14 protein-coding genes are annotated in these 12,913 nt (G+C 37.5%); all 14 read right to left on the minus strand.

The window, feature by feature from the left end; genetic code table 11:
* Nucleotides 1–37: 37 nt before the first annotated feature.
* The 14 genes from ACZ5XR_RS19145 to ACZ5XR_RS19210 all read right to left on the minus strand — a co-directional run bounded on the left by ACZ5XR_RS19145 (nt 38) and on the right by ACZ5XR_RS19210 (nt 12,823).
* Nucleotides 38–1,822, minus strand: coding sequence for an ATP-binding protein (locus ACZ5XR_RS19145; protein WP_464497952.1), 1,785 nt, complete (start codon nt 1,820–1,822; stop codon nt 38–40).
* Nucleotides 1,819–2,535 (minus strand): response regulator transcription factor, encoded by a 717-nt coding sequence (locus tag ACZ5XR_RS19150; RefSeq protein ID WP_464497954.1) that lies wholly within the window; start codon nt 2,533–2,535, stop codon nt 1,819–1,821. The genes ACZ5XR_RS19145 and ACZ5XR_RS19150 overlap by 4 nt, the downstream gene beginning before the upstream one ends.
* 155 nt (nt 2,536–2,690) lie before the next feature.
* Entirely contained in the window at nt 2,691–3,875 is a 1,185-nt protein-coding gene (ccsB, locus tag ACZ5XR_RS19155; RefSeq protein ID WP_464497955.1) for a c-type cytochrome biogenesis protein CcsB, read from the minus strand.
* Nucleotides 3,876–5,507, minus strand: a complete 1,632-nt coding sequence (gene resB / locus ACZ5XR_RS19160) for a cytochrome c biogenesis protein ResB (RefSeq protein WP_464497957.1) — start codon at nt 5,505–5,507, stop codon at nt 3,876–3,878.
* A gap of 20 nt (nt 5,508–5,527) precedes the next feature.
* Nucleotides 5,528–6,052: a thiol-disulfide oxidoreductase ResA gene (gene resA / locus ACZ5XR_RS19165; RefSeq protein ID WP_464497958.1), complete on the minus strand. Its 525-nt coding sequence runs from the start codon at nt 6,050–6,052 to the stop codon at nt 5,528–5,530.
* 96 nt (nt 6,053–6,148) lie between these two features.
* Nucleotides 6,149–6,886 (minus strand): 23S rRNA pseudouridine(2605) synthase RluB, encoded by a 738-nt coding sequence (rluB, locus tag ACZ5XR_RS19170; RefSeq protein WP_464497959.1) that lies wholly within the window; start codon nt 6,884–6,886, stop codon nt 6,149–6,151.
* Between the two features lie 138 nt (nt 6,887–7,024).
* Nucleotides 7,025–7,561: a spore maturation protein gene (locus ACZ5XR_RS19175; protein WP_464497960.1), complete on the minus strand. Its 537-nt coding sequence runs from the start codon at nt 7,559–7,561 to the stop codon at nt 7,025–7,027.
* A 7-nt stretch (nt 7,562–7,568) separates the two neighbouring features.
* Nucleotides 7,569–8,156: a nucleoside recognition domain-containing protein gene (locus tag ACZ5XR_RS19180; protein WP_464497962.1), complete on the minus strand. Its 588-nt coding sequence runs from the start codon at nt 8,154–8,156 to the stop codon at nt 7,569–7,571.
* The gene (locus tag ACZ5XR_RS19185; protein ID WP_464497964.1) at nt 8,149–9,294 is read right to left on the minus strand and encodes a D-alanyl-D-alanine carboxypeptidase family protein; all 1,146 of its coding nucleotides are present in this window, start codon (nt 9,292–9,294) and stop codon (nt 8,149–8,151) included. The genes ACZ5XR_RS19180 and ACZ5XR_RS19185 overlap by 8 nt, the downstream gene beginning before the upstream one ends.
* 99 nt (nt 9,295–9,393) lie before the next feature.
* Nucleotides 9,394–10,287: a superoxide dismutase gene (locus tag ACZ5XR_RS19190; RefSeq protein WP_464497966.1), complete on the minus strand. Its 894-nt coding sequence runs from the start codon at nt 10,285–10,287 to the stop codon at nt 9,394–9,396.
* Nucleotides 10,288–10,396: 109 nt separating this feature from the next.
* Nucleotides 10,397–10,885: a YpuI family protein gene (locus ACZ5XR_RS19195; RefSeq protein WP_464497968.1), complete on the minus strand. Its 489-nt coding sequence runs from the start codon at nt 10,883–10,885 to the stop codon at nt 10,397–10,399.
* 29 nt (nt 10,886–10,914) lie between these two features.
* Nucleotides 10,915–11,322 carry a hypothetical protein gene (locus ACZ5XR_RS19200; RefSeq protein ID WP_464502376.1) on the minus strand — a complete coding sequence of 136 codons (408 nt, stop codon included), beginning with the start codon at nt 11,320–11,322 and terminating at the stop codon, nt 10,915–10,917.
* A gap of 156 nt (nt 11,323–11,478) precedes the next feature.
* Nucleotides 11,479–12,066: an SMC-Scp complex subunit ScpB gene (gene scpB / locus ACZ5XR_RS19205; protein WP_464497970.1), complete on the minus strand. Its 588-nt coding sequence runs from the start codon at nt 12,064–12,066 to the stop codon at nt 11,479–11,481.
* Nucleotides 12,053–12,823 (minus strand): segregation/condensation protein A, encoded by a 771-nt coding sequence (locus tag ACZ5XR_RS19210; protein ID WP_464497971.1) that lies wholly within the window; start codon nt 12,821–12,823, stop codon nt 12,053–12,055. The genes scpB and ACZ5XR_RS19210 overlap by 14 nt, the downstream gene beginning before the upstream one ends.
* Nucleotides 12,824–12,913: the final 90 nt, after the last annotated feature.

Below are 12,913 nucleotides of genomic sequence, written 5' to 3' on the forward strand. Positions count from 1 at the left end.
GTATCAAGAACAATCGTCATAATATTTTAAATTTTTCTTATTTTCGAGGTAAAAAGAAGGAAAATGTCGTTCCATGACCGACTTTACTTTGAACGGATATTCGACCACGATGTGCTTCAATAATATTTTTTGCAATGGCAAGACCTAACCCAGTCCCAGCTTTCCCTCTTGTGCGCGCCTTGTCCGCCTTATAAAAGCGGTCAAATACAAAAGGTAAATCATCTTCCGGTATTCCAGAACCTGAATCGGCTACTTCGATCATAATACCTTTGTCATCTTGTTTGACAATTAGGTTTACTGAACCATTTTTCTTTGTATGTCTAAATGCATTATCAATTAGATTGGTAAGAACTTGTTCAATTCGATCAGGATCAAAGGAGACGGAAGGAATATCATTTTCAATTTCAGCAGTTAGCTGGATTTCAGTATCCCTTGCTAAGCCTTGAAATTTATGAATAATTCTATTTATAAAGGAAGAAAGATTTACTTCCTCAATGGTTAATTGAATATGGCCCGCTTCCATTCTTGCTAAATCCAGTAATTCGTTCACGAGTCGCCCCATTCTTAACGATTCATCATATATCACTTTCGCCATTTCTTTTTTCTCTTCCTGAGTTTCGGCAATATCATCAACAATTGCTTCACTGTAACCTTGGAGCATGGAGATTGGTGTTCTTAATTCATGTGAAACATTCGCAATAAAATCTTTTCTCATTTTGTCTAATTGCCGTTCCTCCGTCATATCTCGCAACACTGCTACTGCACCACGGATAAAACGATTGCTGTACAGCGGACTGACCAGGATTACCCAATGACGTCCTTGAAGAGAAATTTCACCGATTTTTTCTTTTTCTGTATCAACAGCATGCTGGAAAAGTTCCATTACTTGTGACGGTATTGCCTCAGAATTTGCTCCAAGTCCGCCCTTTTCATAATACCAATATTGAAGAAAACGATCTGCAGGCGGATTTGTGATGAGTATTGTACCATCACGATTAAAAGTAATAACGCCATCTGCCATACTGCTTAGGATACTGGCAAGTTGTTCTTTTTCTTGGCTTAGGGCATTCATATTGAATTTTAATTGTCTGCCCATTTGATTAAATGCTGTTGCTAATTCACCAATTTCATCATGTGTAAGGATTGGTACTTTTGTGTCAAATTTCCCTCGGGCAACCTCAAAAGCAGCCTCTCTCATCTTTCTTAATGGGGCCGTAATTCTAGTTGATAAAAAGAAAGCAAAAATGGTGGTTAAAATGATCGCAACTCCCGCTGCCAATAGAATAAATTTTGTGGTGTCATGGCTCGTTTTTTGCATCACTGCTAATGATTGATAAATAAAAACTGCACCACTTTTTCCGTCATTAAAATGCAGCGGAACACCGATAATGGAATAGTTTCCAGAACTATTCACTTCGTTTTGGCCGGAAGGAAGACTGGAAACTTTTTCAACATTATTATTCTGAACAAAGACTTTATCTAATAAAGTGTCATTTTTTATATCTGTAAAGGTGAGCTTTTTTGTTTCCTCCGTATTTGGGGAGTAATAAATTTCATGGTCATTTTTAATAACTACAACCTTTGTTTCTTTATCGATAATCTCCCAAGATATTTCTAAACCAAGCGGAAAATTTTCTCCCTGATGTTTTTCTAGTACATCTGCAATCTTTTCTGCAGTATTGGTCAAATTTGTTTTCGTTTCGATAATATTATTATTTTGAAAAAATTCGAGGAGCATTACTGTTAAGATGAATAGTACAACTGATACCAACAGGAGAATGGTAAACCAAAGCTTACCGACAACACTTCGTAAGAAGGTCATTCATTTACAACCTCAAATTTGTAACCGACTCCCCAAACTGTTAAAATCATACTTGCTGCTTGTTCGGACACTTTGTTTAATTTTTCACGAAGGCGTTTTACATGCGTATCAACTGTCCGTAAATCACCAAAAAATTCATAGTGCCATACTTCTTTTAAAAGCTGTTCACGGTCGAATACTTTATCAGGTGCTTTTGCAAGAAAATAAAGCAGTTCATATTCCTTCGGAGTTAAGCTGACTTCTTTCCCATCTGCAGTGACACGATGTGCATCATTATCAATGGTTAAATGAGGGAATACAATAACATCCTTTGTCGTTGTTTCCGTTTGAAGGTAGCTTGTCTGAGATGATCTTCGGAGCAGTGCCTTTACACGCAGGACCACTTCCCGAGGACTGAATGGCTTAACGATATAATCATCAGTTCCCACTTCGAATCCTTGAACACGATTTATTTCTTCACCTTTTGCTGTTAACATGATAACCGGAGTTGCTTTCTTTTCCCTTAATTCCCGGCAGACTTCAATTCCATCCTTACCAGGCATCATAAGGTCAAGAAGAACGACATCATAATCATTTTCAATCGCCTTTGCTAATGCTTCATTTCCATCTTCTGCTTCATCAATATAAAAATCTTCGCGTTCTAAGTACATCTTTAATAAACGGCGAATTCTTTCTTCATCATCAACAACTAATATTTTCACGTCTTTTTCCATTATTAATCCCCCCATGTTGTTATTTTACAAAATGGCTTTATATTTGGCTATAATTTCGGAAAAAATGGCTTTTCAACTGTGTCAGAATTATGACAAAAGGGGTCAGTCCCCCACCGATTTAACGCATTAACGAAGTGGGGGACTGACCCCATATATTATCCTGCATATGAATGAAGACCGGCAATGACAAGGTTGACTGCGACGAGGTTAAACATAATAATGACAAATCCGATGACGCCGAGCCAGGCTGATTTTTCTCCGTGCCAGCCTTTTGAGAGGCGAAGGTGTAAAAATGCGGCATAAAAGAGCCAGGTAATTAATGCCCAAACTTCTTTTGGATCCCAGCCCCAGAAACGGGTCCATGCTACTTGTGCCCAAATCATCGCAAATATCAAGGCACCTAAAGTGAAGACTGGAAAACCGATAAGAACCGAACGATAGCTAATTTCATCTACAAAATCAAGCTTTACATTTTTAACCCAAGGCTTTAAAGAAGCGGCAATCCGCTTTCTTAGGATTAATCGGATTAAAGCGTATAATAAAAGACCGCCAGCTAAGGACCATATAACTGTGTTCATTTTCTTTGCATTGATCAGTGCGGGCATTTCAATAACGGGCTCTAAAGCCCCTTTTGTTAATAATTCTCCTTTATGTGGTCCGACTAGTGCAGGCATGGTATATTCCACTGTTACCTTATTATTATTCTTATCAACCCAGTTGAATTTTTCTTGATAATTCGCGGCTGAAAATGCGGATGATACAAAAACAAATCCAAGTGTTGTAACTAGCCCGAACATGACAACTTCAAGCCAAAATGTCCGTTTATTTGCTTTTGTCTGATCAATCGCCTTGACCAAATAAATAAGTCCTGCCGCAAAGCTAACCGCTAAAATCGCCTCGCCAATAGCAGCAGTAGTTACATGAATATAGAGCCAATAACTTTGCAAAGCCGGAATTAATGGTGTAATATCGCGAGGAAACATGCTCGCATAAGCGATAACGAGAATAGCCACCGGCATTGTAAATAACCCGAGGAGCGCCGTCCGATAGATGAAATAAATGATAATAAATGCACCAACAAGAGCCATTCCAAAAAAAGTGGTAAACTCAAACATATTACTAACTGGTGCATGTCCAGAAGCGATCCACCTTAAAATAAAAAATCCCAATTGTGAAAGAAAACCAATAATGGTCAGGAATACAGCTATTTTCCCCCATCGGTTTGTTCCCTTTTTCTCTTCAAATTCCTTTTTGGCTTTAATGGAACCGCCATAGAATAGTGTCGCGATTAAATAAAGGATAAAGGCAATAAAAAGCAAATTACTACTTAGTGATACCAACTATTCTTCCTCCTTTTCAGCTTTCTCTGTCTGAAGTTGATCCTCTGGGATCGAAAGATTTGTATCATGTAAAATAAATTCAATTTCGCGTTTCAATCCGTACCAATTCTTGTTGGTGTGGGCTGCAATCCAAACTTCCCCATTCTTATTTTGAACCCATATTCTCCGATGATTCCAATATGCACCTTGGATGACACCAATCATAAACACAATCCCGCCCAAAATAATTGCCCAAAGCGTTAAATCCTTTCGAACCGTTAATCCGGATATATTCTTTGTCTCAATCCCTTTAAATGACATTTTATACTTATTATTTCCAAAAGGCTCAATAGTTTGCATAAGAGCCACAAAACTTGTTTCCCCTTTTGGTTTATCCGGTGTGATCATTCGAAATACGAAGGCTGGATTGTTTGGAGTCCTCGATTTGGTTGTGGGCTGCCCGTTTTTTTCAAATTCAAAATCAGGAAAATAACTGAGAATTTTCACTTCATATCCTTTACCAAGTTGATAAACTGGTTTTGGATCATAAAGATTAATCTTAAGTTGCCCGAATGCTTGACCGGTATTTTTATTGGTTAGTGCGAATGTCATGGCATTTAGCTCATCCAATTTATAATCAACCTGATAAACTGAGAAGCGATTGAATTCTAAAGGCTCATTCACTCGGATACTGTAGTCTTTAATTTTTTTTAGATCTGGTGTTTCACCAGTAATTCCATGACCCACCCGCTGATAAAGAACGACATTGGATTGGTAATTTTTCGCAACCTGATTCACGCGATTTAGAGCCTGCTGAAAGGTTTTATCCTTATTCTTATCATAGAGTTGTAGAATAAATTTATTATTATGAAGATAATATTCACCATTGGTACCCGGGATTACCGCTGTTTCACCTTCTCGTATCCAAAGAACCTTATCCACATACATTCCTGGTATAAACCGCATCATGGCGCCTATTAAAAAGATAATTAATCCAACATGATTAACATACGGACCCCATCGTGAAAAACGGTTTTTTTCTGCTAATAAATCACCATTTTCTTCTCGAACATGATAACGTTTTGCTTTTAAATGCTTTTTAACTAGAGTAAGATCCCCTTCATTTACATGAAGATTTATTCCAAAAATACGCTGGCGCATTAAAAAGCCGCCGTGCCTTGTCACATTTTGTGCTTTTAAAGCCTTCCATAAAGGAACAACCCGGTCAATACTGCAGATAACAAGAGAAACTCCGATCATTGCAATTAGCAATAAATACCACCATGAGCTGTATAAGTTATCAAAGCCAAGCTGATAATAAACTTTTCCTAACCAGCCGTATTGTTGCTGATAAAAGTCGGAAGCCTGCATAGTAGGCGGTATATACATTTCCTGCGGAAAAATAGTCCCGATGGACGAAGCAATTAAGGTGATGACAATCAACCAAACTCCGACTTTTACCGAAGAAAAGAAATTCCAAATTTTATCAATAATGGTTTTATTGTAAGTTTGCGAACGACGGGCGCTGCCTTCATAGCGCATATCTACTAATTGTTTATCATTTTCGTTTTCATCAAGAACTTTTCCGCACGCCTCGCATAATACAGTGCCATGCGGATTCACATGCCCGCATTCACATTTCACATCTTTCATTGTAAAAACTCCCAACAACCTTAAGGTTTAATTTGCTCCATAAAATCCCTTACCTTTTCTTCTGTTAATTGACCAGTATAATATTTTATAACATTTCCATTTTTATCAATTAAAAAAGTGGCAGGCAGCGGGTCAATCCCATATGCACTCATGACCTGTTTATCTTTATCAATCATGATTGGAAAATCAAGCTTATATTGGTTGGCAAATTGATTGACAGCGAGATCGGATTCATTTATGTCTACCGCAAGAACTTGAACACCTTTGTCTTTAAATTGATGGTATTGGTTATTTATGTATGGCATTTCAGTTTCACACGGCTTACACCATGTTCCCCAAAAATTCAGAAACACTCCCTGCCCCTTATATTCAGAAAGATGATGTTTTTTCCCCTGCATATCTTTTAATACAAAGTCAGGAGCTTGTTTGTCGATGGCAACTTGCTGCTGGTCATCCTTCGTAAAATTGGCATAAAGTGTATAGGCAACGGCTGCACCTAAAACAAAAAGGATAATGGTTCTCATTACTAATCGCCGTTTTTTCATTTATACCCCTCCAGTAATTCACTTGACACTTTTTGTCTAAATTATAGCATTAACACCACATTCGTAGTGTTAACACCAAATGTAAATGTGACAATTTTATGACTTTTTATTTGTTGATTCCATTGCCAGTGCTCTAAGCTGTTTCACTTCATGCGGCGTCAATTCTCTTGCATCCCCAGCTGTTAGACCATTTAAAGTTAAAAAACCATACCGTTCACGTTTTAATTTTAATACCTCGTGGCCAATTGCTTCAAACATTCGCTTCACTTGGCGGTTCCGGCCTTCATGAATAATGATTTCAACAATCGCCGTTTGTTTCTTTTTATCCAATGAAAGCATTTTCACTTTGGCAGGAGCTGTTTTCCCATCTTCAAGACGGATACCCTTTTCTAATTTTCTTAACGATTCTTTTAATGGAATTCCCTTGACTTTGGCTACATAGACTTTTTCAATTTCATTTTTCGGGTGCATGAGCAAATTGGCGAATTCTCCATCATTTGTTAGCAACAATAGACCTGTGGTGTCATAATCGAGACGTCCAACAGGGTAGATCCTTTCTTTAAAATCAGAAAAGAAATCAGTCACCACTTTCCTTCCTTTGTCATCGCTTACACTAGAAATAACACCACGTGGTTTATATAATAAGAAATAGACTGGTTCTTCCCTTTCAATTTGAATTTCATTTACTTCAACTTTATCAGACGAAGTAACCTTAATCCCCAGTTCAGTTACCACTTTTCCATTGACCTTTACTTTTCCTTCTTTTATTAATTCTTCTGACTTTCTTCTAGAAGCAATGCCTGCTCGGGCGATTACTTTTTGTAATCTCTCCATAAATGTGTCACCTCAAAATTTTATCCCGTTTCATGGTTCTATCCTTATGAATTATGACACAACTTCGCCATTTTTCAAAGTATAGTGGAAGTTTAAATAAAAATAAAAAAGCAAGCCTCCGAAAGAGAACTCGCTTTTTTACTTTGCTCCGAAAATAACTGCTACCACGATAATAGCAACCACAATTCCAACTAAATCGGCCAGCAGACCCACTTTTAATGCATCACCCATTTTTTTGATGCCAACTGCACCAAAATAAACAGTTAAAACATAGAAGGTGGTGTCCGTGCTCCCTTGCAGTACAGAAGCAAGTCTTCCGATAAAGGAATCTGGACCATAAACGGCAATTAAATCACTCGTCATTCCAAGGGCAGCTGTTCCGGAAATTGGCCTGATAAATAATAAGGGCACAATTTCTGCAGGAACCCCAATTGATTCCATTGCCGGTCGAATCCATTTCATTAAAGCATCCAATGCTCCCGATGCCCGGAAAACAGTAATCGCAGCAAGCATTCCAACCAAAAATGGAATGATTGAAATAGCTATTTTAATTCCCTCTTTGCCGCCTTCAACAAAACTTTCATACGTAGGGACCTGTTTAAAAGTGGCGTAAAGTAATATGAAACCTATTAATACGGGGATAAAACCTAGGGAAATAATCGAAATCAGCTCCATGTAATTTTCATCCCTTTCGCTTTCTGCGATAATAAAAATACCGATCAATCAGGATTGCGCCTAACGCAGAAAGGATTGTCGCAATTAAAGTTGGTACTACGATTTCAGTAGGAGAAGCAGAATGATAATTCATTCTAATCGCGATAACAGTGGTTGGAATAATCGTTACACTGGCTGTGTTCAATGCCAAAAAAGTAACCATTGACCTGCTTGCTGAATTTTTTCCGCCATTTAACTTTTTTAATTCCTCCATCGCTTTTATCCCAAGCGGCGTGGCCGCATTTCCTAATCCAAACATATTTGAGATCATATTTGACAAAATATAGCCCATTGCCGGATGGTTGGTTGGAATTTCAGGAAAAAGAAGCTTCACTACCGGTCGAAAAAATTTCGAAAGACGTTCAAGTAGTCCTGATTTTTCAGCAATCCGCATCATTCCCAGCCAAAAAACCAAGATGCTAATAAGCCCAATACATAGGGTCACGGCTTCCCCGGATCCGGTAAAAAGTGCCTTATTTACTTCCTCCATCCTTCCGTTGATCATCCCAAAAATGATTCCTACAAGAAACATAAACACCCAAATATAGTTAACCATTTGTTTTCACACCAATGGTTGCGAGGAAAATTTCTTTAAAAGAACCAAACATGCTATCCGTTTTTATCGGGGTGCTTTGATAATAAATAGGCACTTCTTTTATGACACGCCCGTCCAAATACACAAGTGCTTTTCCAACGATTTTAACCATTTTCTTAGAAGATGCCCATTTTTTTTGCGGCTTTATGACTTTATATTTAATGGAGAATAAATTCATCTCGCTGCTCGTAGCCGGATAAACAACTGCATTCTTTAAAAACAAATGATCTTTATAAAATTTGTTTGTTGAGATATCAATTTTACCCTTTGATAAAACCTCTGCCATGTCATAGCCTTTAAATCCACTTTCATACATAGCAATATGATCATTCCAATCATCCGAGTCATTCAATGTTACGGCAATCAGACTCATATCACCTTTAGTCGCTGTTGACACCAGTGTCCTTTTCGCAAGCTTTGTATAGCCTGTTTTACCGCCGGTGCAGTATTGGTATTTTGTAAGCAAACGATTTTTGTTTCTCCAAACCCGATCCCAATCCTCGGTTGGATTGGCTGCACGATAAACTTTTGTACCAGATATTTTTTGGAATGTTTTATTCATCATTGCATAGCGCATTAATAATGCCATATCATATGCCGTTGAATAATGATTATTCGAATCATCGAGTCCATGAGGATTGGTAAAATGGGAATTATACATCCCAATTTGTCTTGCTTTTTCATTCATTAAATAGGCAAAACCCTCAACGCTTCCACCAATGTATTCGGCAATTGCAACAGCTGTATCATTACCAGACCGCAGCATTAATCCGTAAACTAAATCCTTTAATTTTACTTTTTCCCCCGGCTTTAGGTAGACGGAAGAACCTTCAGCATGAGTCGCCTTTTCGCTTATGGTGACATATTTATTCATTTTTCCCGATTCAATTGCTATGATAGCTGTCATAATTTTTGTTATACTTGCGATTCTTCGTTTTGTATTGGCATCCTTTTCAAAGAGGATTCTGCCTGTTTTCTGCTCCATTAAAATGGCGCTTTGGGCATGTACGGAAACGGAAGCATCCACCTTTTGAGGAATGTGAGCAATGAAAAGTGCAACTATAAGGCAAAAAATAACTAACTTCCAGACCATTCTCATTAGATATACCTCGTCCCCTTCTTTAATTTCTACATTAATTTTATGCGGGACAAGGCTCGATATGACTATTAGAGGAAGAAATGACCCAATTGTTCATTTTTAAAATGCTGGCCATTTGATTTCTGCTGCTTTCTCATAACGGATTTCAACATCATGCCAGTTGACAATGTTCCACCACGCGTCCACGTAATCAGCCCGCTTGTTTTTATACTGAAGATAATACGCATGCTCCCAAACATCAAGGACTAGTAATGGAATGGTATCCCACTGAGTTAACAGCATATGCCTTTCAGATTGAAGGATTTCCAAATGCCTTGCTCTTGGTGACCATACCAAGATGGCCCAGCCCACTCCTTCGACTTGTTTTGCGGCTTCGGAAAACTGTTTTTTAAATGCTTCAAAACTACTAAAATAACTTTCGATTTCTCCTTTTAAAAGCCCCTGCGGGCTGCCGCCTCCGTTCGGAGTCATGTTCTTCCAAAAAATTGTGTGGAGGTAGTGCCCCGAACCATGAAAGGCCAACTCTCTGGACCAATGTTTAATTAACGAGAAATCATTTGTCTCCCGGTCTTTTTTCAGGTTTAGTTCGGCTTTATTCAACCCATCTACGTAGGCTTGATGATGCTTTGTATGGTGAAGCTTCATAATTTCTTCAGAGATATAGGGTTCCAGTCCATTATAGGGGTAGGACAAATCAGGAAGTGTATGACCGCCAGGAGGCAAGGATTTTTCTATCACCCATATATTTCCGATTTCTTGTTTTCTATTAAAATAATTTTCCATTTGTGCATGAAGCTGCTCCGCTTTCGATTGGAGATGAAGTAAATCTGAATCTGACAATTCGGTTCTCGTGTTTTCAATCATTTCAGTGAAATCATCAAGCTTCTCCCACAATTCGGAGTCGGCACCAACCTTTTCTGATTCAAGGAAACTTTTCATTTGCTCATTCCAGGCAAATAATTCGTTTACATATTGGCTAAAACGTTTTTTCATCCTATCCCTCATTTCTGAAAGCGATTTTCAACTTTACCTAAATGGTATGTAAAAATGATTTAAATATGAAAAAGGGCTATCCCTTTTACAGGATAACCCTTGATTTCATTTATTTTGATTGTATCATTTTAGTACGGTAGTCAGTTTCATAAAACTCAAGCTCTTCACGAATTCTCTGAAATTCTCCCTCAAGCCCTTTAATCATTTGATGGAGTTTATCTGGAACGGCTTTATAGAATTTAATCGAATTTTTTCCTGTATAGGCAGATCTGCTATCTTCAAACCATGCATCATTTTTGGGAGAAAAAAATTCTTCAATACATGTATGAAAAATTCGATAAAGCGTTTTTTCAGCTGCTGACTTTTGAAATGGATCGCTCTGAAGAATGACAGAACAAGTATCCAGGCTTTCTTCACTATAAACGACCAGCTTTCGTAAATGGGAAAAAATTTGTTTATAATACGTGCTCTCTTCTTCATTCGCAGGATTTAATTGCGAAATATTCGTTTCATTTAAAAAGTCACTCATCGTTGTAATTACTTGATTCAAGAAACCCTTAACATCATTTAGCTGAGATATTACTAGCGTATTTCCCATGTCTACACCCCCATAGTTTCATGTATCGATTAATTTGACTGCAAAATAAATTCAAGTGGAGATTTTAATTCAAAGCTTTTATTTTGTTTTAATGTCTGAAAGATTTCAGGAAGCTTTTTAAAGTCAATATCTTTAAAATAAGCGGCAAATTCATTCTTGGAATTAATATAGAGTCGTTTACGATTGCGAAGTCCCGGATTTTTAATTAGACAAATAAGAGCAACAATGTCTTTAAATTCTACCTCATCAAAAATTGGGTTTTGTTGATAAGGGGTGAATTCCTGAAAGAGTTCAGCAAAATATCTAACATATAGGACATGCAATGTTTTTTCTTCGCCATCTTCCATAAATGTTACTTCGCTTCTGTTAAAAAAATCTTCTGAAGTATTTGATTTTTCCTTTTCCAGCTCATACCCGCCGCATTGATTAATCAGCACCATAATCCACTCCCAAAATATTAGGCTGTGTTAAACTTGGTTGTTGATTTTCGCTCCAATCAACAGTTATAAAATCAACATTAGCCTTTAACACAGCCAAATAATAAGAAAATTTTGTTTACTATATCCATTTTAGCATAAATATTCTTTATTGTTTTATGAATTAAGAGTTTCTTGAAATTTCTCAAAAAATAAATCGGCTTCGTCTTGGACAAAATCCTCATCTAATTTTTCAGGCAGCTGTGGTAATTCCTCAAGACTTTTCAATCCAAAATAGTCAAGAAATTCCTTGGTTGTTCCATATAAATATGCTCTCCCTGTACCCTCGGCCCGCCCAACTTCTTTAATTAACGCTTTTGAAACAAGCGTATGAATCGGCCTTTCTGTTTTGACTCCGCGAATTTCTTCAATTTCAGTGCGAGTAATCGGTTGTTTATATGCGATGATGGCTAATGTTTCTAATGCAGCTTGTGATAATGTGGCGGTATTAGGTGAATCAACCAACTTTTTAAGGTAAGCAGCGTTTTCTTTCTTTGTAGCTAATTGATAAGTCCCGGCCAACTGCACAATGATGATTCCCCGATTCTGATTGCGTTCATATTCAAGCTTAGCTTCCTCAATAATTTCAGTAGCTTTAAATTCATCTACTTCTAAAACCTCAGCCAATTGCTTTAATGTCAATCCCTCATCGCCCGCGGCAAACAAAAGACTTTCTAAAATACTGCTCCAATTAATAATTTCCAACCACATTTCTTCCTTCCTTAATTGCTTCAACGAAAATTTCACTAAAGTTTTCTCGTTGTTCCACATCAATTTCTTTTCGTTTGATTAACTCCAAAATGGCCAAAAAGGTTACGACAATATGTTCTTTATCAGGATAGGGAAATAAGTCATTAAAACTTTTACGGCCTTTCAGCTGTTTTAGTTCCACCATGATCTCAGTCATTCTTTTTTCAATCGAAATTTCCTGCCTGGTTATTTTGGTTGCCATTGGCCTTTGAAGCTTTTTTCTTCGTAATAATTTTTGAAAGGCTGCTAACATATCATACAACGAAACATTTAGCTCCGTTTTTTCCGGCTGCTTTTCTTTTGAAAAATCAGAGAGATCACTTGGTGGCTTTGTATACATCAGCCCTCGTTCCTCTTCCAATGATTTTAAATCATGTGCAGCTTCTTTAAATTTTCGATATTCAATCAGCCGTTCTACAAGCTCATCTCGCGGGTCCTCTTCATAAGAAATTTCATCATTCGGTTCATCAAGAACCTCTTCATGCTTTGGCAATAACATTTTACTCTTGATAGCCAGAAGCGTTGCCGCCATTACAAGAAATTCGCTGGCAATATCAAGCCTAAGCTCGTTCATCGTTTTTATATAGCTTAAGTATTGTTCCGTGATTTGGGCTACCGGAATATCATATATATCTATTTCGAGCCGATTTATTAAATGGAGGAGTAAATCTAACGGCCCTTCAAATGCATCAATTTTCACCTGGTATGGCATTGTACATCACCAATATTCATAAAAAGTTTCGTCCTTTTTCATCATTGACTATCTATAGTATAGAGGAATCATCATGGTTATCCAATAGAA

Source organism: Neobacillus sp. Fa239, from assembly GCF_055395235.1.